Source organism: Prevotella sp. oral taxon 376 (assembly GCF_003043945.1).
Classification (GTDB): domain Bacteria; phylum Bacteroidota; class Bacteroidia; order Bacteroidales; family Bacteroidaceae; genus Prevotella.
Map to the genome: position 1 here is coordinate 1,157,568 of NZ_PYXG01000001.1, position 22,126 is coordinate 1,179,693.

A 22,126-nucleotide genomic window follows, 5' to 3' on the forward strand; every position below is an offset into this window, starting at 1 on the left:
TTAATAGTCCTTTTCCAGGTTCACCGTTCCATCTGCCTCCTGCACCTTCACATGGAGCTTGTCGCCGTGCGTATTTGCGGTTAGCACCCCGTTGTTTGAGTTGACGATGATGGGGAAATCGCAGCCTTTCATCTTGTCGCGGTATCCATATTGATGGTTATGTCCGCAAATCATGAGGTCGATTCCGCTATTGTTAAGGATGGGGATAAACTTGTCGCTGACCTCCTGAGCCCCGTGCCAGACGGGCCCTTGGTTATCGAAAGGCGGAATGTGCCCTAACACGACGCGGAACCGGGCCTTCTTGAATTCATCGCTCCTGACGATGCCTTTCAGCCATTCCGCCTGTTCCGTGCGGTAATTGTCGTAGTCGGTAATGCCGCTATACTCCCAGTCCGTGTCGGGCTTGTCTTCTCCCGTGTCCAGGCAGATGAAGTAGACGGGTCCTTGCTGGAAGGCATAATAGATGTTTGGCTTCCGCGGGCATACATAGTCGTGGAACCTATCGGCCCACTGGCCACGGGTCTCGTGGTTGCCTCTCACATAGTAAAGCGGGATGTCGGTGGCAAATTCCTTGACGGCGGTATCCATGAAACTTCTGAAGAACTTTGCCTCGCTGTCGAAGATATTGAGCATGTCGCCATTGAAGAACACGATGTCTCTCGACTTGACTTTCCCCATGGAGAGCAGCTTGGAGAGCAGTTCGTTGCGCTGGTGGATGTCGTTCACGACGAGGAATGAGGTTTCCGGCTTTGATGTGTCGAGGGTGGTGAACTTCGGGAGAGCCACATTGTAGGCCTCGGTTGCCACTATATCGCCGTAATGGACGCGGATTCCCTTATGGGAGAGCACCTGCTGGGCGAATACGCGATACCGATAGCTCGTGCCGGGCTTGAGGCCTTTCACCGTTACGGAGTGTATCCTGCCCTCGCGCTTGATGCCTATCGTGGTGTCGTAATAGCGTGGCCGGGTCCGGAGATAGGCATTCGAGCCGTCGTCGGGAAACAGCTCCACCCAGCCTATGGAGGTGGAGTCTGAGAGCCACACCAGGGTGGCCTCGGTCTCTCCCACATCTTGGAGATAAGGGCCGTGGACGATTTTGATAGCCTTGGCAGCAGTCATCTGCATCAGGCAGAGCAATAGGATGAATAAGGTGTTCTTCTTCATTATCTGATGGTTTTAGAATTATGGTGCAAAAGTACGCATTATTTTTGAATCCCCCAAATATCGTTTTGGAAAAATTAGGGCTTCCTCTCAGAAACCTGCCGTCGGCTCCCCGTCTGACAAAACCGGCGAGATTGTACGACAAAATCGCCGAAATCGTCGCACGAAATCGCCGATTTTGTCGAGTTGCCGGCGGCCTTCAGGAAGCGTGCAGGTTACCTTTCCTCCTCTCTCTCCATATTTCTACGGAGTTGATGATGTTCTGCCAGAGGATATAGCAGCCGGGGCCTACCGAGGAGAGAGGGTTCAGATAGGTGTAGGCTATCCATATCGCGAAGGCCGTGTTTTTCTGTCCGAGGGCCTGCCCAGCCTCTACGGTGGCCTCGAAATAATGCCCGATGAAGCGCCCGGTGGCGAACTGGACGATGCAGAGCATGAGTGCCAGTCCAGCAATGAGGAGCAGGAAGCCGACGGGCGAGTCGGCATGTACGATGTTCTTCACCGTGGTTCCCGTTACGAGCATCAGCGAGCATCCCCAGAGGTAGTAGCTCAGGTCTTTCACGCCGGTTACCCATTTGTGGAACCGATGCATCGTGTGCTTCACGATGAAGGCCAGAAGCATCGGCAGGAGGAGCACGATGCAGACTTGGTTGAGTATCTTGAGGAAGGCCGCCGCGAACGATATGTCGGCTGCTTTGTCAATCATCGGGAAGCAGACGGGGATGAGCAGTGCCGTGATGAAGTTCGAGAGGAAGGTGTAGGTGGTCATTTCCTCGAGATTTCCGCCTAGCTTTGAGGTTACCACGGGAGCCGCCGCGGCACACGGGCCGATGATGCAGGTGAGGACGGCCTCCATCAGGATCAGGGTGTAGCCCGACATCCTGAACCATAAAATCAGGGCTACGAGTAGGGCCACGAAGGCCACTTGCTGCACGCCTATCCACAGATGCCACTGCACGGGGGCGAGTTTCTTGAAGTCGACCTTGCAGAATGTAACGAAGAGGATGAGGAACATGAAGAGTGGCAGTATCTGGTCGCAGACGGGGGCGAGGAATGTGGCGGCACCGTCAAGGGCCGGCGTGAAGGCAAAGAGGAGGTAGATGAGGCTTCCTGAGAGCATGGCGACAGGGAGGGTCCAGTCTTTCAGAAATCGGATAAATGCTGTCATGCGGTGAAGATTTTCATGACAAAGATACGAAAATATCGGTAATTGCGGAGCAAAAGGATATAAAAAAAGAGAGCAAAAGAGGGATTCCCAAAGTCTTGGCAACCCTCTTTTGCTCTCCGTGAGTTACTATTGTCTTACTTTTTCTTGAACTTCTCAGCCTGCTGGCATATGAGTTCCTCGTCGTCGAAGTAATTGATGCGCATGGCTGCGCGCACCTCGTCCATGGTCTTGGCTGCCGCTTCGCGGGCTGCCTCGGAGCCTTTCTTGAGGATATTGAATATCTCGGGGATATCCTGCTCATATTGGCGGCGACGCTCGCGGATGGGGTCGAGCATGCGGTTGATGACATTGTTCAGGAGCTTTTTGCACTTCATGTCGCCGATGCCGCCGGCCGTATAGGCAGCCTTCAGTTCTTCGAGGTTCTGGAAATCGGGCCAGAAGTCGGCAAAGTCTTGGTCGGTCGAGAAAGCGTCAAGGTAGGTAAATACTGCGTTTCCTTCCAGATGACCGGGATCGCTGACATTGATGTGGGTCGGGTCGGTATACATGGAGCGCACTTTCTGCCATACGGTGTCGGCATCATCGCTCAGATAGATGCAGTTGCCGAGGCTCTTGCTCATCTTTTCCTTGCCGTCGGTGCCTGGCAGACGACGGGCGGTAGCGTTTTCGGGGAGCATGATATTGGGCTCTACGAGCACTTCCGCGTATATCTGATTGAAGCGGCGCACGAGTTCACGGGTCAGTTCCAGCATGGGTTCCTGATCTTCCCCGGCAGGTACGGTGGTAGCTTTGAAGGCCGCGATGTCGGCCGCCTGGGAGACGGGGTAGCAGAAAAATCCCAGCGGGATGTTGCCCTCGAAGTTGCGCATCTTGATTTCGGTCTTTACCGTTGGATTGCGCTGTACGCGCGATACGCTGACGAGGTTCATCAGATAAGTGGTGAGCTCGGCAAGTTCAGGTATCTGGCTTTGTACATAGAGTGTGCATTTGTCGGGATCAAGACCGGCAGCAAGGTAGTCAAGGGCTACCTCGACCATGTTCTGGCGAATCTTCTCTGGGTCGTCGGCATTATCGGTGAGGGCCTGCACATCGGCCATGAATACGAACATGCGGTCATAGTCTCCCTTGTCTTGAAGCTGCACCCGGCGACGGAGAGAGCCAACATAGTGTCCCAGATGGAGCTTCCCGGTAGGACGATCACCTGTCAAAATGATTTTTCCCATTTTCTTTTTATGTCTTTTCTTGTTTTTGTTTTGAATCGTTTTTGTCTTTGTTTTTACATGACACCAATCCACCTTAATATATCATTGAGGTTCGCCACCACCATGAGCAGGATCAAGATGCTGATGCCGATATACTCAGCACGGATCATGAAGGTTTCCGATGGCTTGCGCCCCGTTATCATCTCGTAGAGCAAAAAGAGCACATGGCCGCCGTCGAGGGCCGGGATAGGGAGGATGTTCATGAAGGCGAGGATGATGCTGAGGAAGGCTGTCATGAGCCAGAACATGTGCCAATCCCATGTGGGAGGAAAGAGACTGCCAATGGATCCGAAGCCTCCGAGCGACTTTGCGCCGTCGGCCGAGAAGACATACTGCAGGTCGCTGACATAGCCACCGAGTACATGTACTCCGTATTTAATGCCGGCCGGGAAGCTCTCGAAGAAGCCGTAGTCCTTCTGGATGGGCTTGTAGTAGCTGTAGATGGTGGTCATCTGTATGCCCATCGTCAAGTCGGGCGTGAGCATGATGCTTGCGGAGTCGGCCGTGGCCGAGCCTTTGTGTTGGAAGACAACGGATGTCGTGCGGATGGCAAGGCTGTCCTTATGGGTCTCGGCGGCGGTCAGGGCATCCTTCAGCCGTCCCACCTCGTCCTGGAATTCGTTCCAAGACGAGATGCTCTTGCCACCAAAGGCAAGCAGCTTGTCGCCTTTTCTCATGCCTAATTTTGCGGCAGGAGAGCCGGGTATTACGCTGTCTATGTCTGCCGGAATGTAAGGGCGGGCGAATTGTGGGGTAACCTTCAGCATGCCGAGGAGATTCAGGTCGCCCGGCAAACTGAGGCTCATCTTTCTGCCGCCGCGCAGGATGTCGGCACGCTTTGCGGATGCCAAATCCCTGTAGAGGTCGGCATTGAAGTCCTTGAATTCACGCTGATCCGTACCCAGGAGGATATCGCCGTCCTTGAAGCCCAAGGCCTTTGCCTCGCTGTTAAACTTCATTCCCATGCTCATATCCTTAACCTGGATGTAGCTTTCACCCCAATGGAAGAGTACCATGGAGTAGATGAAGAGGGCAAGGAGGAAGTTGACGAGCACGCCGCCAATCATGATGAGCAGTCGTTGCCATGTGGGTTTGGAGCGGAATTCCCAAGGTTCGGCAGGCTTTTTCATTTGTTCGGTGTCAAAACTCTCGTCTATCATGCCGGCTATTTTACAGTATCCCCCCAGTGGGAGCCAGCCTATTCCGTATTCAGTATCACTGTTTTTGGGCTTGAAATGGAACAAGCTACCATTCCATTTGCCGATTCCGATGTCAAAGAACATGAAGAATTTCTCGACCCTTACACCAAAGAGCTTGGAGAAAAACATGTGTCCGCCCTCGTGGAGGAGCACCAATAAGGAGATTGCCAGTAGGAACTGAAGCAGTCTGATCAAAAAAACTTCCATTTGTTATAGTGGCTTTTACTTTATTTATAGTTATTCATTAATTCTCTCGCTATATGTCGCGCCTCGGCATCTGTCTGCACATAGACCTCATAGTCGGGACTGGCGTCGAAAGTGGCCTTGGCCATGGTCTGCTCGATAATCCGCCCCATCCCCAGGAAGGAACATCTGCCATGGCGGAAGCCTTCGTTTGCAATTTCGTTTGCCGCGTTCACTATGCACGGCATGTTGCCGCTCCTCCTGATGGCCTCGAAGGCCAATGCGAGGCACTGGAACTTCTCAAGGTCGGGCTCGAAGAACTCGAGCTGGTGCTTGAAGAGGTTGAGGCGTTCTCCGTTAAGCGGCAGTCTCTTGGGGAAGGAAAAGGCATACTGAATAGGCAGGCGCATGTCCGGCACTCCAAGCTGTGCCTTTACCGAGCCGTCGGTGAATTGTACGGCACTGTGAATGATGCTCTGTGGATGCACCAGTACCTGTATCTTGTCAGCCGGGACACCGAAGAGCCACTTGGCTTCAATCACCTCAAACCCTTTGTTCATCAGCGATGCGGAATCGATGGTGATCTTCGCGCCCATCTCCCAGGTAGGATGCCTGAGGGCGTCTGCCGCCGTTACGTTCTTTAGCTGTTCGTCGTCGAACAGCCTGAAGGGGCCTCCGGAACAGGTGAGCAGTATCTTGTCTATCTCGTTCTCGTCCTCGCCTACGAGGCATTGGAAGATGGCGCTGTGTTCGGAATCTACGGGCAGGATGGGCGCGTGATATTGTGTTGCCAGGTTGCGGATGAGTTCTCCTGCCACTACAAGGGTTTCCTTGTTGGCCAGACATATCTTCTTGCGTGCCTTGATGGCGTGAATCGTGGGAGCAAGTCCGGCAAATCCGACCAAGGCCGTAAGCACCATGTCGACCGGGTCGGCCTCTACAATCTGGCAGAGGGCCTCCTTTCCGGCATAGACCTTTATGTCTGATTGGTCGGAAAGCAGTTCCGAGAGTTCCTTATAGTGATCCTCATTGGCGATGACCACGGCTGCGGGATGGAACTTGCGTGCCTGTTCGGCCAGCTCTTGGACCCGGTTATTGGCGGTGAGGGCATAAACCTCATACAGGTCAGGGTGCTGCTGGATGACATCGAGGGCCTGAGTGCCTATCGATCCGGTGCTCCCGAGTATGCAAATTTGTTTCTTCATTCTTTTATATTACAGATCTAAAATGCCTTCGGGCAGGTTGATCTTGATTTCTTTTCGTGCTGTATCGATGCTTTGGATGAGGTCTTCGCTGGCCGGAATCAATATTTCTCTTTGCCCGGTGGTCATCACCTCAAAGAGAATATTGATGGTGGAGTCGTTCACATTCGTAATCTTTCCCACGACTTCTCCGGTGTTTGTGTCCATAAGCCGGTAACCTACGATCTCGCTCCAAGACACCTCCCCTTCGTCGCTGTTTGACAATTTGCGGGGAAAAAAGACGCTGCAGCCGGTCAGTTCTCGTGCCTGTTCCTGTGTCTCTATGCCGCAAAACTTCATCAAGGCAGCATTGTTTCCGTGAAAGCGATATTCCTCGATGTAGAACGGAACGAGGATGCCGTCAACTTCGAGGATAAGGTATTCGGCGTCCGCACGGTCGAAAATGTCGTCGTCGAACATGAAGCTAATCTCTCCCTTTACGCCATGCGGCTTGCCCAGCTTGCCTATCCTGAAGACTTCTTCCTGCTTGATCATTAGTTTTCTACGCGTTTGATGTTGGCCCCGAGCTTGTTCAGCCGACCCTCGATATTCTCGTATCCGCGGTCGATTTGCGCGATATTGTCGATACGGCTGATACCGCTGGCACTCATGGCAGCTATCAGGAGGGCGATTCCGGCGCGGATATCCGGACTTGTCATGCGTCCTGCACGGAGACGGGTCTTATGGTCGTGTCCGATGACGACGGCCCTATGGGGATCGCAAAGGATAATCTGTGCACCCATGTCGATGAGTTTGTCGACGAAGAAGAGCCGGCTTTCGAACATCTTCTGATGGAAGAGCACGCTCCCGCGGCATTGGGTAGCCACCACGATGAGCACCGATAGCAGGTCGGGAGTCAGCCCCGGCCATGGCGCATCGGCAAGAGTCATGATGGAACCGTCGATAAACGAGTCGACTGCATAGTGTGGTTGTCCGGGAATAAAGAGGTCGTCGCCCTCTGCTTTCATCTTTACTCCCAGTCTGTGGAAGGCCTCCGGGATAATCCCGAGGTTATGGAGAGAGACATTCTTGATGCGCACTCCGTCGCCCACCATTGCCGCCATGCCGATGAAAGAGCCGACTTCGATCATGTCGGGCAGTATCGTATGCGTTGCTCCATGCAGCTCTTTTACACCAACAATGGTCAGCAGATTGCTTCCGATGCCGCTGATCTCGGCCCCCATGGCGTTCAATAGATGGCACAATTGCTGTATATAAGGCTCACAGGCTGCGTTATAGACGGTCGTGGTGCCGTTGGACATGGCGGCAGCCATGACGATATTGGCCGTTCCGGTTACCGAAGCCTCGTCGAGGAGCATGTAACAGCCTTTGAGCTTTTTGGCTTGGATTTCAAACACATTGCGCTCCTCGATGTGTACAAACTTAGCCCCCAGGTGCCTGAACCCAAGAAAATGGGTGTCGAGACGCCGCCGGCCAATCTTGTCGCCGCCGGGTTGTGCCACGATGGCCTTGCCGAATCGTCCCAGAAGAGGCCCTATCATGAGCACGGAGCCGCGGAGCGAAGCGCACTTTCTGACAAACTCGTCGCTCTCCAGATAGTCCAGATTCAAGTCTTTTGCCTGAAAGGTGAAGTCGTTGTGCGCATTCTTCTTGACGCTTACCCCGATGTCCTTGAGCAGCAGGATGAGGTTGTTTACATCCAGAATATTGGGTATATTCTTGATTCTTACTGGCTCTGCTGTCAACAAACAAGCACAAACCACCTCAAGAGCTTCGTTCTTGGCACCCTGCGGAGAGATTTCTCCTTTCAGGGGATGGCCGCCTTCTATGATGAATGACTCCATAAGCCTGTGTTATTTTTTCTTCTTTTTCTTACCATTGTCGTCCGTCCGGGGAACGATTTTCTCGAAAGTGAAGCTGTCTAAGTCCAGCTGCACCTTGCCGTCTGTATAGTTGGCAAGATCCGAGGCAACCTTCTCGTTGTCGACAGAGCCATGGCTCCACTGATAAAGGTTGCGCTTCATCTGATTGGCCGTGAGGGCTATCAGCTCGTCGCGCTCTTCTCCCGGCTCCATGGTCTTGAGCTTCTCGAAAAGCTCGAAAATCATTTTGCCATAATGTTTAACGGGTATTTGGGTCATGGGATATTCCATCGGGGCTGGCTTCTTGTTGATGATCCTGGCATCGGAGATGTCGACAGGCCAGTCGATATCAAGCTTGAAGCCACTCATAATGGCGAGGTTGTCCCAAAGTTTCTGCGTCAAGTCGCCGTTCTCGCGGTTCTGCGGGAACATGCGGCTCATGATGGCGATGATGGTCTCGGCGCACCTCTGGCGTTCCTTCTTGTCCTCCAGGCCAGTGCAGTAATCTACCATGTTCTGTAGCTCGCGTCCGTATTCGGGCAGTACGAGCTTCTCTCTCTGGGTATTGTAGTCTAATCCTTCTATATTCATTCTTATAGTAATTTCTTGGGTTTCTTTGCTACGAAGTCTTTTAGATACATCGGCACGAAGTAGGCCACATCCTCAAACTTCTGCACGGCAATCCTCTTTTCGGCCAGCGGGAACATGTTCTTTGCCAACGGCTCGATGCCTTTTATCAGGCGGGCGTTAGGGTGGCTGATGACCTCCATGCACTTCTCGGCTCCGTTCCCGAAGAAATAGACGGGTCGCTGGTCGAGAAACTCCTTGTAGGTGTCGATATCCACGATGTCCGCCCGAATCTCGCGCACCTCCTTCAAGGTACGGTCGAAGACCTGGGCATATACTTCCATCCTGCGGGCATCCAGCATCGGACAGAGCAAGGCGTTGTCTTCTTTCACCATTTCGCGCAGCAGGACGGGGACGCAGAGCAGTTCCAGGGTCGGAACGGCCACCAGTTTCAGGTCGCGCCCATAGCAGATGCCCTTGGCCATAGAGGTTCCGATGCGCAGCCCGGTATAGCTCCCGGGGCCGCTGCTGACGGCAACAAAGTCTATGGGGACGGCATGGTTGTCGATGAACGACAGTGCTTCGTCCACAAAGTTGCCGAGTTGCTCGTTGTGATTGATGCTGGCTCGGTCTTCTTTCTCAAAGACACAGGCAGAGTCGACGCTGACAGCCACGGAACAGATGTTGGTGCTTGTTTCTATGTTTAAGATGCAAGACATAATTATTTTTTAGCTCTAATAAAATGCAAATTTACTCTTTTTTCTCCGAATAAGCTCCCCTTTGTCCCGTATTTTTTGTATTTTTGCCGAAAATATAAGAAATCAAAGCCTATGATACAATCAATGACAGGTTATGGGAAAGCGGTCGTAACCTATAAGCATAAGAAAATTCATGTTGAGATAAAATCACTGAACAGCAAGGCGATAGACCTCTCCACCCGCATAGCTCCTCTGTATCGTGAGAAAGAAATGGAGATTCGCAAGATGCTGGTCAAGGCTCTTGAACGAGGAAAGGTCGACTTTGCCATCTGGACGGAGCAGGACGCGGACAGCGAGGCGTCCCCTATCAATGCACCTCTTGTTGAGAATTATTATCGTCAAATCAAGTCGATAGCCGTTCAGACGGGTATTCCAGAGCCCCGGGATTGGTTCTACACCTTGTTGCGATTGCCGGATGTAACCAGTAACACGGTGGTTGAGGAGCTTGAAGACGAGGAATGGAAGGCTGCCGAACAAGCCATCAGCCAGGCTCTCGAGAACATCATTGCCTATCGCCGGCAGGAGGGATCGGCCCTCGAAAAGAAGTTTAGCGAGAAGGTGGACAATATCGAAAAGCTGCTTGCGAGCATCGAGCCTTACGAGCGGGAACGGGTTCCGAGGATCAAGGCGCAGATTCTGAAGGGGCTGGAACAGATTCCGGAGGCCGACTACAGTCAGAATCGGCTGGAGCAGGAACTGATTTATTACATCGAGAAACTCGACATCAGCGAGGAGAAACAGCGTCTGACCAACCACTTGAAATACTTCCGCGAGACCATGGCCGAGAATCATCCGAACGGCAAGAAACTGGGATTCATTGCCCAGGAAATGGGTCGGGAAATTAATACGACGGGCTCGAAGAGCAATAATGCGCAGATGCAGAATATCGTGGTGCAGATGAAAGACGAGTTGGAACAGATCAAGGAGCAGGTGCTGAACGCACTGTAATACCCGCCTCCAGCCTCCTAAAGAGGGGGAGGACACACCCACCCCAATCAGGGGATAGGATCGTGAAAAGAGGAAGAAGTGAGAACTCTCCTGATCTCTTCCTGCCAAAGGGAGGGAGGACAACCGTAAAACCGTGAGATGTAGGCATGAGACTACGGACGGGGAGTCCTGCCTGTTGCCCTTGGAGCGAGCCAAATGGATGCACGATCACCCGACGCCGGCAGAAGTCCCCGTATGGGAAAGGCTTGTCGACAACCGATTGGGCTCCCACTTCAGGCGGCAGCATCCGATATGCGGATATATTTCCGATTTCGTCGGTTTGCGCAAAAAGTGAATCATCGAGTTAGATGGAGGATGCCATCTTGAAGGTGAACAGCCGGCAAAAGACGCAGAGCACACCAAAGAACCGCAAGGACAGGGATACAGGATGGTTCGCTTCAGCAACGAAGAAGTTGGTGCAGGTATAGATCATATTTTACAAAACATAAGGCAAACGATAATGGAAACCAAAGATAATACACCCTCCCTTGGGGCATCCCGGAATGCTCCTGATGGTCCGACAGCGCCATCCTTAGTCCAAAGTTCCCCCTCCCTTGAGGAGGCTCGGGGCAGGTTGCTCATCTTTTCCGCTCCTTCCGGTTCGGGCAAGAGCACCTTGGTGCAATGGCTCATGTCGGCTCATCCTGAGTTGCGACTGTCCTTCTCCGTTTCCTGCACTTCCCGCGCCCCCCGCGGGACGGAGCGTAACGGCGTGGAATACTTTTTCCTCACGCCCGGAGAATTCCGCCAGAAGATCCAGGAGGGAGCGTTTCTGGAATACGAAGAGGTGTATGCCGATCGCTTCTACGGCACGCTGAAGTCGCAGGTGGAGGAGCAGACGCGGAGGGGAGAGAATGTGGTCTTCGATGTCGATGTCAAGGGTGGCTGCAACATCAAGCGGTATTACGGTCGCCGGGCGTTGAGCATCTTCGTGCAGGCCCCTTCCGTCGAAGAGCTGGAGAAGCGGCTGCGAGACCGCGACACGGATAGCGAGGACGCCATCAGAGACCGTCTTTCAAAGGCTTCCTATGAGATGACCTTTGCGCCGAAGTTCGACCATGTGGTCGTCAACGACGACCTTGAGAAGGCCAAGGAGGAAACTTACAGGATTGTAAAAGAGTTTCTGAACCCCCACCCCGACTCCCTCCAAGAGAGAGGGAAGGCAACCCCAACACCTGCCCCAACCCTCCCGAGGGGAGGGAAGGCATAGCCTCTTAAATCCACAAATGGGATGATGGGAACCTACAATCATATGAAGCATGTTTCCTTGTCCCTCCCTTTGGGAGAGCGGGGCAGGCTCTTTGGGGCGAACCGGGACGGCTCTGCTTCTTCTCGCGTCGGCGTTTTCGGCGGCTCTTTCAACCCGATTCACAAGGGGCACATCGCCCTTGCCCGCCAGATTCTCCGCAAGGCAAAGCTCGATGAGATATGGTTCTTGGTAACGCCGCTGAACCCCTTTAAGAGGACTGACACCGACCTGCTTGCGGACAACCTGCGCCTTGAGATGGCACGGGCGGCTCTCTCCGGCATGCAGGGCCTTGTGGCGAGCGACTATGAGTTTCATCTGCCCAAGCCGTCTTATACTTGGGATACGCTCCGGCATCTTTCAAAAGACCATCCCGAGAAAGAATTTGTCCTGATTATTGGTGCCGACAACTGGCTGAAATGGGACAAATGGTATCACGCCGGGGATATTCTCCGGAACTATGAGGTCGTGGTCTATCCCCGGGAGGGCTGTCCCGTGGATGAGTCGGCGATGCCCCAAGGGGTACGATTGATAAATACCCGGCTCTATAAAATGAGTTCTACGGAAATCCGGAAACGCGTGAGAGAGGGAAAGGACATTGCCCGGTTAGTGCCCGGGTGCATCCTCGAGAGTGTCAAAAAATATTATCGTTGACAAGAGGCGGCCTCTGACATTTTGATAATTCCTGTCCGTCCCTAACTCCCGCGAAATCCACCAACCCTACTTTCGGTCTCAAAACAGGGCTGAATTTGTGATTTCTTAAACTTATGATAATCATGGCATTGTAAAATGGGAGGCGTTTCGCAGCTTGCTTTTGACCGCGAATTTGCTTGCAGGAAACGGCAAACAGCGTTGTAAAAGACGGCAAAGAGGAAGGTCGGAAGCCGTTAGGAGGAGTGTCGGAGACCGTTAGAAGGCGACCAAAAGGCCGTCTTTTGTAAAATAGGGGGTGTTTTGGAGTCTATTTTAAGGCTACTCCCATTCCGGAATGCGGTTTCTTGCGCAACATTTCAAAATGTCTCTTTGCAAGGAAAACCCTCATTTTCCTTTCTCTTTGTCTTTGTTTTTCGTGAGAATGTTTCCTGCCCATTTCCTCGCTTTCAAATATTTTCAGCAGGAGCACCGACTTTGCGAAATAATGCTTATCTTTGCGGAAAAACAAACCCTTTAAAACCTAAGAGATGGAAAAATCAATCTTTAAGAGTGCCGTGCGCATGCTTTTGTCCCTTGCCCTCACGGCCCTGTTGATTGCAGGCTGCGGTTCCGGCAAGACGGAAAAGTCGTCTGCAAGTCCCGACCTGTCGCCTCTTACGCTGATGGACACCGCCCAGATGCGCCCCAGCCTGCTGCGCACGATGCGGCAGTTCATGGCTCAGTTTCCCGCCCACAAGGCTTTCATCTTGAAGAGTACCGGGCTCTTCAAAGATGAAGGAATGACATCTAACGGCGTCAATGTCCACAACGACATCTTCCTCTTCTGCCCTGCATATCAGTTTGCTTTCGATGGCGGCGAGTGGTCTTTGGGCGATTGCTACCCCAGCCGCTACTTCGTGTTGGGCGGCAAGGTGGTCTTCGTGCCCTCCCGCAGCGACGGATTCATGCGGCAGACACCGCTGAAGCAGGCTTACGGCAGCATCGTGGGAGAGGATATGGGCGTCGGCGTTTCCGACAAGCACTATCTGCTGGTAGTGCACGGAAAGGATTCCGTGCGGGTGCTTCCTGATTTGTGGGATGACGACATTAAGCCGATTGTAGGACCTGTGCCCAGGATAAAGTTCAAGCCTTCAATCCGGTAGCAGGATTGAAAAAGGCTTTCTGCCGGTAGGGCAGAGGCTGCTCCGGAGCACGGCGGCTGCTTTTCGCGGCGTGGCGGGCGAAAGCTGCGGCGAGGGAATAAAACTATGTTTTATTTGCTTTTCCGCTGAATTTAGTGTAACTTTGCATCTGAAACAGGGAAAAACCGTATGAATTTGCGAAATATGGCAGGTCGGATACTCGCGTTGGGGCTGCGTCCCATTAGGACGAACGCCGCTTTCTTCGTGTCTATGTATGCGCTTGGCGTGGTGGTGGAGTGGCTCACGCTCGTCCGGGCGCCGGGCATCCGTCTTTACGGGAACCTCTATCTCGAGCTTTTCCTCGACCTTTATGTGGTGTGCGTGGTGCTTACCCTGCTGCCCGAAGGCATCCGCCGATGGGTGCGGCGGCTGCTCTACGGGGTACTCTATGCCGTGGCCGTGGTGGATGTCTACTGCTTCTGGAAGTTCGGCTCCACGCTCACGCCTACCATGCTCCTGCTCGTGGGCGAGACCAATAGCCGCGAGGCGGGCGAGTTCCTGAGGCAGTATCTCTCGCCGGAGGTGGTTTTCTCGCCGGTGGGCAGTGTGCTCCTGCTGGCCGCGCTGCATGCCGTGGGGGCATGGAAGCAGAAGTGGATTCGGGCGAAGGCAGAGCCTTTCTTCGACAGGCTGTCGCCCGGGCTCGGCCTCCTCGTCATCGGCCTTTTCGTGTGGAGCTGTTTCTCGAGCTATGCGAACAAGAAAGCCACCGCGAAGATTTATGCCAACCGCAATATCGGCGATGTGGAGCACACGCTCACGGAGCCCGGCCACGCGGTGTTCTACACGCCTCTCTATCGCCTTGTCTTCAGCATTTATGCCAACTCGCTGGCGGCGAAACAGATTGCGCGGTTGATAAAGACAAGCGAGAACATTGAGGTAGACGGCTGCTCCTTCCGGTCGCCGCACATCGTGCTCATCATCGGCGAGAGCTACGGCAAGCACCACTCGCAGCAATACGGCTACTTCATGCCCACCACGCCGCGGCAAACGGCGCGCGAGAAGACGGGCCTGCTCGTGAAGTTCAGCGATGTCGTATCGCCTTACAACCTGACGAGCTTCGTCTTCAAGAATGTCTTCTCGATGCATGTCATCGGCCAGCGGGGGGAGTGGTGCGACTATCCGCTCTTCACGGAGGTGTTTCGCAAGGCGGGCTATCATGTGTCTTTCCTCACCAATCAGTTCCTGCCGAAGGCCAAGGAGGCTGTCTACGACTTCAGCGGCGGTTTCTTCCTGAACAACCCGAAGCTGAGCGCGGAGCAGTTTGACACGCGCAACACCGAGCTTCACAGGTTTGACGAGGGACTCCTGGAGGACTACGACCGCCTCAAGGGGCGCCTCGGAAAGCATAACCTGACGATATTCCATCTCATCGGGCAGCATGTGGGCTACAAGCTGCGGTTCCCCCGAGACCGGGCGAAGTTCTCTGCCGCCGACTACGAGAAGCGCCGGCCTGAGCTCACGGCGCGACAGCGCAAGATGCTGAGCTATTATGACAATGCCTGTCTTTACAACGACTCGGTGGTCGACGAGATATGTCGGCGGTTTGAAAAGGAGGATGCCGTTGTCATCTACATGCCCGACCATGGCGAGGAATGCTATGAGGGAACGCGTGGAATCGTGTGCCGCAACCACTCCGCGGTCGTCGACTACGACCTTGCGAAATATGAGTTTGAGATTCCCTTCTGGATTTACTGCACGCATACCTATGCCGTGAGGCACCCGGAAATCTACCACGAGATAATACAGGCAAGGAACAGGAGGCTGATGACCGACGCCCTGCCGCACATGCTGCTGTATCTGGCGGGTATATCCGCGCCCGCTTATCATGAGGAATATAACATCTTGAGTCCGGACTACAACGAGCTGCGACCGCGGATATTGAAGTCGTCGGCCGATTACGACAAGTTGAGAAAGGAGGCCGGAAATGAGTAGGGAGCTGCTTACAAGGGCAGAGTGCAATGCCCTTCGGGGACTTGCCATCATCGGCATTTTCCTCCATAACTACTGCCATTGGCTGAGGCCCATCGTGAAGGAGAACGAATATACCTTCGCCCGACATAATGTGGATGTGTTCAGTCAGGTGCTCTCGCATCCTGACGCAAACCTTCCTCTTCATCTGTTTTCTTTCTTCGGCCACTACGGGGTGCCGATATTCCTTTTCCTGAGTGCCTTCGGCCTGGTGAATAAATACGAGTTGGCTTCTCCCCGGCGGGTGCCGGTGGTGCCTTTCGTGAGGTATCATTACCTCAAGTTATTCAAGATGATGATCGTGGGTTTCGTGGCTTTCGTCCTCGTGGATGCCATCACTCCGCGGAGCTGGCATTACGATGTGGTGAAGGTCGTGTCGCAGTTGCTGATGCTGAACAACCTCCTTCCCGATCCCGACCATATGATCTGGCCGGGTCCGTATTGGTTTTTCGGCCTCATGCTGCAGCTCTATATCGTCTATCGCCTCGTGCTCTATAAGCGGCATTGGGGATGGACGGCGGGATTGACGCTGGTCTGCCTTGGCATACAACTTTGCCTCATGCCCGAGAGTGAGGAGCTCAACCGCTACCGATATAACTTCATGGGCGGCATGCTTCCTTTCGGCGCGGGACTGCTCTATGCGCGATATGGCGGACGACTGATAGGGCAGGTGGGCCTCAAAGGCCGTCAGCTGTTCGGCGGATTCTTGCTGTGCTCGGCGTTGGCCGTGGTTTTGAGTTACGACTTTGTGGCATGGGCGGTAGTGCCTCTGGCCGTTTGCGGAGCGAGCGTCTGCCTCGTCAAGTGGCTTGCGGGGTTGTCCGGCGGTGTCCCCGGAATGGCCTTTGACGCTCTGGAATGGATGGGCAGCATCAGCGCGGCGCTGTTCGTCTGCCACCCGATCATCCGGAAGGTTCTCATCCCCATCAGTCGCCAGGGCGATATCTATACAGGGCTGATTCTCTATATCATGGCCAGCATTTGTGTGGCGTGGCTTTTCAAGGAGCTCATGAAGCGCATTCCTAATCCCAAAATGAAGTTGAAAGATGAAGCTGAAGGAGATTGAATTTGCCGATATATCCCGTTATCGTGGCGAACTGATGGGAGCAGCCATTCTCTTCATCATCCTCTTTCATGTGGGCTTGTCCCGCAGCGATGCCTTCTTCGGGCTGCGGAGGATGGGAAATGTGGGTGTCGACCTGTTCTTCTTTCTTAGCGGAATGGGACTTTGGTTCTCGTGGTTGAAAATGCCGTCGATAACCCATTTCTACAAGCGACGCCTCCTCCGCGTCTATCCGACATGGCTCGTCATGGCCACGCTCTTCTATCTTCCCGACTATCTGGGCGGCCGGAAGTTCTCATCAAGCCTGTTGGATTTGATAGGCGACATCACCGTTAACTGGGATTTCTGGATTCACGATGAGCTCACTTTCTGGTATATTCCCGCCATCCTGGTGCTTTATCTCCTCGCTCCGCCATACATGATGCTCATACGCAGGCATCCGGTCTATCGATGGCTGGCGGTTGCCATGATCGTCTGGTGTGTCGTTGTGCAGTATATAACACCTGTTCATCAGGCCTTGGGGCATATTGAAATCTTCTGGAGCCGTGTTCCTATCTTCTTCATTGGCATCAACTGTGCCGAATGGGTGCGGCAGAAGCGCAGGCTCGAAGCCTCCTCCCTGTGGCTGATTCTTCTCTTGTTCGTGATGACTTTTGCGTCGTGTGTCTATCTGGAGCAGAACCTTCACGGGCGTTTCCCTCTCTTTCTGGAGCGCATGCTGTATATTCCGATGACGCTGTCGGGCATCCTCCTGCTTGACGGAATCTTCAGTTATGCCGGAGGGTGGCTCCTTCGGGGACTGGCATTCGTAGGTTCCTTGAGCCTTGAGATTTACCTCATCCACGCCCAATTCGTGCTGCCACACCTCGAAAGGTTGGGTTGGACCTATTGGGCGAAGGCGTTAAGCTGTGTCGCCATCAGCATTCCATTGGCATGGATGCTGCAGCATGCCATTGCGTTTATCCTGAAAAGAAATACGATATGCAAAATATTCTGAAACTGATACGGCTTCGCCAATGGGTGAAAAACCTTTTTGTGCTCGTGCCCCTGTTCTTCGGAGGAGCCCTGTTGAATGCCGAGGCTGTCTTTGCGGGCGTCATCACGCTTGTCTCTTTTTGCTTTGTCGCCTCGTCGATATACTGTCTGAACGACATTCGTGATGTCGAGGCCGACCGCAGGCATCCCGTGAAATGTAAGCGGCCGATAGCCTCGGGTGCGGTAACCATCACCCAGGCCTACGCCTTCATGATAGTGATGTTCGCGCTTTCACTGGCCGTCTTGTTCCTGCTTCCTAACCATCAGCTGGAGGTGGGAGGAGTAATCGTCCTCTATTTTGCCCTGAATGTGGCCTATTGTTTGAAGCTTAAGGAGTATGCCATCGTGGATGTTTGCATCGTGGCTTTCGGCTTCGTGCTTCGCATTCTGGCAGGAGGCATTGCCGCGGAGATAGTGCTCAGCAAGTGGATTATCCTCATGACCTTCCTCTTGACCTTGTTCCTTAGCTTCGCGAAGAGGCGTGATGATGTGCTGAAAATGGACGAGACGGGCGTCGCGCCGCGAAAGAATACCATCCGGTATAATCTTACCTTCATCAATCAGGCTATCACCATCACAGCCTCGGTAACGCTGGTATGCTACATCATGTATACCGTTTCTCCTGAGGTGGTTGGTCATTTCAGGTCCAATCATTTGTATCTGACTTCCGTGTTCGTGCTCGCGGGACTGCTTCGCTATATCCAGATAGCGGTGGTGGACAAGCGAAGCGGCGACCCGACGAAGGTGATTCTGAAAGACCGCTTTACCCAGCTGGTGGTCTTGGCATGGCTCGCATCCTTCCTTTTCATCATCTATGTGGCATGAGACAGCTGTGGGTGTTTGACTTCGACGGTACGATTACCCGGTGCGACTCGCTGCTTGCGTTCATCCGGTTTGCCTGCGGAAGCGGTCGGTTTGTATGTGGATTTTTGCTCTATAGCCCGCTGCTCGTACTCATGAAGTTGCGCCTGTATCCCAACTGGAAGGTCAAGCAGAAGGTCTTCTCTTATTTTTTCAGCGGCAGGACAACAGAGGATTTCGACGCCCTATGCCGTTCTTTCGCGGAGAAAAGATCGTCCTTGATACGGCCGGAAGCCGCCAGGAAGATGGCCGAGGGCCGTCGGCAGGGAGCACAGGTGGTGATCGTGAGTGCGAGCATCGACAACTGGGTGCAGCCCTTCTTCCCGTCCGTTACGGTGCTGGGGACGAGGATTGAGACGGCCGGCGGTCGGCTCACGGGTCGGTTCCTGACCCCCAATTGCTATGGCGAGGAGAAGGTGAACCGCCTCCGGGAGGTGCTTGCCGCCCCTCGTGAGGAGTATTATATCGTGGCTTTCGGCGACAGTCGGGGCGACAAGGAGATGCTGGAATATGCGGATGAAGGATATTTTAGGCCGTTTGGATGAAACCAGGAGGCTGTGGTTAGGCGAGGTGGTGCGTTTCGGAATCGTAGGAATCACCGCCACGCTGATTCAGTATCTGGTATACTGGATATGCTTGCATTGGCTCAGTCCGTGGCTCTCCCTCACGGGGGGATACATCGTCAGCTTCCTCTACAACTTCTATGCCTCCACGCATTTCACCTTCCGCGTGGCGGCGAATGTCAGGCACGGGGTGGGGTTCCTGCTCTCCCATGGGGTAAACTATCTGCTCCAGATGCTCACCTTGCAGTTCTTTCTCTGGCTGGGAGTCGGCAAGCAGGTGGCTCCGATACCGATGTTCTGCGTCTGCGTGCCCGTGAATTTCCTATTGGTTAGATACTTTCTGAAGCGATGAAGACAGGCAGTCTCTTTCAAATAAGGCGCGAGGAACGCTGGATCGCGCTGTCGGCCCTGCTCCTGCTGACGGCTTTGAACGCCTTGGTAATTCTCAAATATGTCGACCTTTTCACGCCGCTTCAGGACAATTACTGGAACCTTTTCATCGGCAGATTCCATGTCTCGGGCTTCGACCCGATAACCTATTATGTCGTTTCAGACTGGGAAGCGCGCTATAATGTCTATCGCCATCCGCTCCTGAGCTTCCTCATGTGGGTGCCGTATGTCGTCAATCAAGGCTGCATGGCACTCTTCGGCATCAACTGCGTGCAGTTCATCGTCGCCCTGATGCTCGTCTTCGCCGCCTTCTATGCCTTCATTTTCCTGCACCGGATATGCCGGGACATCATCGGGCTGGGCCGCTTCGACTCTGCCTTGCTCAGTTTCTTCCTCTATTCTTTCGCCTTCGTGATGCTCTCGGCGATGGTGCCCGACCACTTCATCCTTTCCATGTTCGCGCTCTTGCTGACGCTCTATGTCTCGGGAATGCTGATCAAAGAGCGGAAGGCGATGGGCATCTGGCAGACCCTGCTGCTGTTTTTCTTTACGGCGGGCATCTCCCTGAACAACGGTCTGAAGGTCTTCTTGGCAGGTCTTTTCGTAAACCGAGGGCGCTTTTTCCGCGTTCGCTACCTGCTTTTTGCCGTCTTCTTGCCGGCCTTGCTGCTATGGATGGGCGCACGATATGAATACCACTATCTGGTGGCTCCCCATGAGAACGCCCGCCATGCACAACAGGCCATGCGCAAGGCAGAGAAGGCTCGTCTCGACTCCATCCGTCTGGCAGAGGCCTCCAAGTTATGTCAGAAAACGGGTGATACCACCTGCAAGGAGGCTCCGAAGCCAGCACCGAGGAAGCGCGTGCGGCAAGGCGTGCCGTTCATGCAGGGTCAGTTCATGCGTTGGACTGACAAGACCACGCCCCGATGGGAGTCAATCGTGGAGAATCTCTTCGGTGAGAGCATCCAGCTTCACCCCGATTACTTGCTGCAGGACGAGTATCGGGTACGCCCGATGGTCGTGAAATACCGCTGGGCTTTCAACTATGTGGCGGAGGGCCTGCTGGTGCTGCTCCTCCTGCTGGGCATTGGATGCGGCCATCGCAGTCGTTTCCTGTGGCTTGCCCTGTCGTGGTTTGCGCTCGACCTGACGCTCCACATCGTCCTGGGCTTCGGCATCAACGAGGTCTACATCATGTCGGCGCACTGGATCTTTGTCATCCCCATTGCCGTCGGCTATCTGCTGAAGGCCCTGGCTCCCTTGCCCCGGAGGCTCTTCAGGGCGTTGCTCGTGCTGCTCACTCTCTACCTATATGTTTATAACGGATATTTTATAATCGACTACATGATATGCTGAAGATATTCAAGATAAGGCCCGAGGAGCGGTGGCTGGCCCTCGTCGCCCTGCTTTTCGTGGGCATGCTGAACGCCTTGGTGGTAGCGGAATACTTTCCCGTGCTGTCCCAGCCGTTGGCTGATTATCACAACCTTGCCCGCGACACCTTTCATATCTCAGGCTTCGACGCATGGACCTATTCCATCTTGAGCGACTGGCACGGATGGGAGTTCAACATCTACCGCCATCCGCTGCTGGCCGTTTTCTGCTTCGTTCCTTTCCTGCTGAACCAGGGGCTGATGGCGTTGACGGGCATCAACTGTGCCGTTCCCATCATGGCACTGATTGAGCTGTTCTCCGGATTCTACTCCGTCGTCTTCCTCTACCGCATCCTGCGTGAGGTGATAGGCACCGGCCGCCTCGACGCTACGCTGCTCACCGCCCTGTTCTTCACCTTTGCCTTCATCATCCTCACCGTCATGGTGCCCGACCACTTCAATCTGTCGATGTGCCTGATGCTTATCTGTCTCTACATCGCGGGCAGGAAGATGGGGCGCCGACGACTGATGACGGCATGGCAGACCGTGCTCCTGTTCTTTTTCACGGCCGGCGTATCGCTCAACAACGGGGTCAAGATTTTCCTCGCGGCACTCTTCGCCAACGGCCGCAGATTCTTCCGTCCACGGTTCTTCCTGCCTGCCGTCATCCTCCCCGCCGCCGTGATGTGGGGCATCGCCGTGCTCGAGTTTCAGGTGTGGGCACAGCCTTTAGAGACGGCGGCGCACCGGAAGATGGAGGCTCGCGACCGGTTTTTCAAGGACAGCGTGTATCAGGCGTTCCGCCGTCAGCATCCCGAAATGGACAGCGCGGAGGTTCGTGCGGGCACGAATAAGGTGCTGAAGCGGTTGGCCTATCAGCAGTATGTGCGGAATCATGCCCACCCGAAGATAGGGCGCCCGATGTCGAAAAAGGGCTTCATGGCATGGACCGACAAGGAAACCGACCGCTGGCGCAGTGTGGTGGAGAATCTTTTCGGCGAGTCGATACAGCTTCACAGGGCCAACCTCCTTCAGGATATCATGAAAGACAAGCGGCCGATGATCGTGCCGTATGAGAAGGATTACCACTATTGGATTGAGGGATTGCTGGCCGGACTGTTTCTCGCGGGCGTCTTCCTCGCCCGTCGCAGCCGCTTTTTCTGGCTCGTCTTCTCGTGGTTTGCGTTCGACATGGCCATCTATATCGTGCTGGGCTTCGGCATCAACGAGGTCTATATCATGACCTCGCAGTGGGCTTTCATCATCCCGGTAGCCATGGGCTATCTCTTCCGTGATGCCCGAGGATGGCTCCGCGGGGCGTTGCGGGCGGCGGCGGGAGCACTCGCCCTGTATCTCCTCGTCTATAACGGCAGTCTGATCCTGACACACTTGAGCTGACCCTGCACGACCGGCATCAGGGCTGCCGGCCGTCAGGAG

The 22,126-nt window shown here is 54.1% G+C and carries 21 protein-coding genes and 1 pseudogene; 13 read left to right on the forward strand and 9 right to left on the reverse strand.

Annotated features, from left to right (window positions below; translation table 11 throughout):
• The 9 genes from C7120_RS04995 to tsaB form a co-directional block, all read right to left on the reverse strand.
• On the reverse strand, positions 1-1,164 hold the full coding sequence (locus C7120_RS04995; RefSeq protein WP_107620606.1) for an FN3 domain-containing metallophosphoesterase family protein: 1,164 nt from the start codon (positions 1,162-1,164) through the stop codon (positions 1-3).
• A gap of 196 nt (positions 1,165-1,360) precedes the next feature.
• The gene (locus C7120_RS05000) at positions 1,361-2,329 is read right to left on the reverse strand and encodes a transporter (protein ID WP_107620607.1); all 969 of its coding nucleotides are present in this window, start codon (positions 2,327-2,329) and stop codon (positions 1,361-1,363) included.
• 134 nt (positions 2,330-2,463) lie between these two features.
• Positions 2,464-3,552 carry a tryptophan--tRNA ligase gene (gene trpS / locus C7120_RS05005; RefSeq protein ID WP_107621397.1) on the reverse strand — a complete coding sequence of 363 codons (1,089 nt, stop codon included), beginning with the start codon at positions 3,550-3,552 and terminating at the stop codon, positions 2,464-2,466.
• Positions 3,553-3,605: 53 nt separating this feature from the next.
• Positions 3,606-4,997, reverse strand: coding sequence for an RIP metalloprotease RseP (gene rseP, locus C7120_RS05010; protein ID WP_107620608.1), 1,392 nt, complete (start codon positions 4,995-4,997; stop codon positions 3,606-3,608).
• Positions 4,998-5,017: 20 nt separating this feature from the next.
• Positions 5,018-6,178: a 1-deoxy-D-xylulose-5-phosphate reductoisomerase gene (locus C7120_RS05015; protein ID WP_107620609.1), complete on the reverse strand. Its 1,161-nt coding sequence runs from the start codon at positions 6,176-6,178 to the stop codon at positions 5,018-5,020.
• A 9-nt stretch (positions 6,179-6,187) separates the two neighbouring features.
• A complete protein-coding gene (gene rimM, locus C7120_RS05020; protein ID WP_107620610.1) occupies positions 6,188-6,709 on the reverse strand; it encodes a ribosome maturation factor RimM in 522 nt (173 codons plus the stop codon).
• The gene (gene murA / locus C7120_RS05025; RefSeq protein WP_107620611.1) at positions 6,709-8,019 is read right to left on the reverse strand and encodes a UDP-N-acetylglucosamine 1-carboxyvinyltransferase; all 1,311 of its coding nucleotides are present in this window, start codon (positions 8,017-8,019) and stop codon (positions 6,709-6,711) included. The genes rimM and murA overlap by 1 nt, the downstream gene beginning before the upstream one ends.
• Before the next feature lie 9 nt (positions 8,020-8,028).
• A complete protein-coding gene (locus C7120_RS05030; RefSeq protein ID WP_107620612.1) occupies positions 8,029-8,628 on the reverse strand; it encodes a DUF4290 domain-containing protein in 600 nt (199 codons plus the stop codon).
• Between the two features lie 2 nt (positions 8,629-8,630).
• Complete coding sequence (tsaB, locus tag C7120_RS05035; RefSeq protein WP_107620613.1) at positions 8,631-9,323, reverse strand: tRNA (adenosine(37)-N6)-threonylcarbamoyltransferase complex dimerization subunit type 1 TsaB; 693 nt, start codon at positions 9,321-9,323, stop codon at positions 8,631-8,633.
• Positions 9,324-9,434: 111 nt separating this feature from the next.
• Here tsaB and C7120_RS05040 point away from each other — a divergent pair, with 111 nt between their 5' ends.
• The 13 genes and pseudogenes from C7120_RS05040 to C7120_RS05100 all read left to right on the forward strand — a co-directional run bounded on the left by C7120_RS05040 (position 9,435) and on the right by C7120_RS05100 (position 22,087).
• Positions 9,435-10,310, forward strand: a complete 876-nt coding sequence (locus C7120_RS05040) for a YicC/YloC family endoribonuclease (RefSeq protein ID WP_107620614.1) — start codon at positions 9,435-9,437, stop codon at positions 10,308-10,310.
• A 199-nt stretch (positions 10,311-10,509) separates the two neighbouring features.
• Positions 10,510-10,749 (forward strand): annotated as a pseudogene (locus C7120_RS14125) (endonuclease domain-containing protein); the annotation flags it as partial.
• Between the two features lie 60 nt (positions 10,750-10,809).
• Positions 10,810-11,559, forward strand: coding sequence for a guanylate kinase (gene gmk / locus C7120_RS05045; protein ID WP_233247073.1), 750 nt, complete (start codon positions 10,810-10,812; stop codon positions 11,557-11,559).
• Positions 11,560-11,580: 21 nt separating this feature from the next.
• Positions 11,581-12,249: a nicotinate (nicotinamide) nucleotide adenylyltransferase gene (gene nadD, locus C7120_RS05050; protein ID WP_233247027.1), complete on the forward strand. Its 669-nt coding sequence runs from the start codon at positions 11,581-11,583 to the stop codon at positions 12,247-12,249.
• 527 nt (positions 12,250-12,776) lie between these two features.
• Entirely contained in the window at positions 12,777-13,391 is a 615-nt protein-coding gene (locus C7120_RS05060; protein WP_107620616.1) for a hypothetical protein, read from the forward strand.
• A 168-nt stretch (positions 13,392-13,559) separates the two neighbouring features.
• Positions 13,560-15,365 carry a phosphoethanolamine transferase gene (locus tag C7120_RS05065; RefSeq protein ID WP_107620617.1) on the forward strand — a complete coding sequence of 602 codons (1,806 nt, stop codon included), beginning with the start codon at positions 13,560-13,562 and terminating at the stop codon, positions 15,363-15,365.
• Entirely contained in the window at positions 15,358-16,467 is a 1,110-nt protein-coding gene (locus tag C7120_RS05070; RefSeq protein WP_107620618.1) for an acyltransferase, read from the forward strand. Before C7120_RS05065 ends, C7120_RS05070 begins: the two co-directional genes overlap by 8 nt.
• Positions 16,448-17,461 carry an acyltransferase gene (locus C7120_RS05075; RefSeq protein ID WP_107620619.1) on the forward strand — a complete coding sequence of 338 codons (1,014 nt, stop codon included), beginning with the start codon at positions 16,448-16,450 and terminating at the stop codon, positions 17,459-17,461. The genes C7120_RS05070 and C7120_RS05075 overlap by 20 nt, the downstream gene beginning before the upstream one ends.
• Positions 17,446-18,324, forward strand: a complete 879-nt coding sequence (locus C7120_RS05080; protein WP_107620620.1) for a decaprenyl-phosphate phosphoribosyltransferase — start codon at positions 17,446-17,448, stop codon at positions 18,322-18,324. The genes C7120_RS05075 and C7120_RS05080 overlap by 16 nt, the downstream gene beginning before the upstream one ends.
• Positions 18,321-18,905, forward strand: coding sequence for an HAD family hydrolase (locus C7120_RS05085; RefSeq protein ID WP_107620621.1), 585 nt, complete (start codon positions 18,321-18,323; stop codon positions 18,903-18,905). The genes C7120_RS05080 and C7120_RS05085 overlap by 4 nt, the downstream gene beginning before the upstream one ends.
• Positions 18,877-19,275 (forward strand): GtrA family protein, encoded by a 399-nt coding sequence (locus C7120_RS05090; RefSeq protein ID WP_107620622.1) that lies wholly within the window; start codon positions 18,877-18,879, stop codon positions 19,273-19,275. The genes C7120_RS05085 and C7120_RS05090 overlap by 29 nt, the downstream gene beginning before the upstream one ends.
• Complete coding sequence (locus C7120_RS05095; protein WP_107620623.1) at positions 19,272-20,672, forward strand: DUF6080 domain-containing protein; 1,401 nt, start codon at positions 19,272-19,274, stop codon at positions 20,670-20,672. Before C7120_RS05090 ends, C7120_RS05095 begins: the two co-directional genes overlap by 4 nt.
• Positions 20,666-22,087 carry a DUF6080 domain-containing protein gene (locus C7120_RS05100; RefSeq protein WP_107620624.1) on the forward strand — a complete coding sequence of 474 codons (1,422 nt, stop codon included), beginning with the start codon at positions 20,666-20,668 and terminating at the stop codon, positions 22,085-22,087. Before C7120_RS05095 ends, C7120_RS05100 begins: the two co-directional genes overlap by 7 nt.
• Positions 22,088-22,126 lie beyond the last annotated feature (39 nt).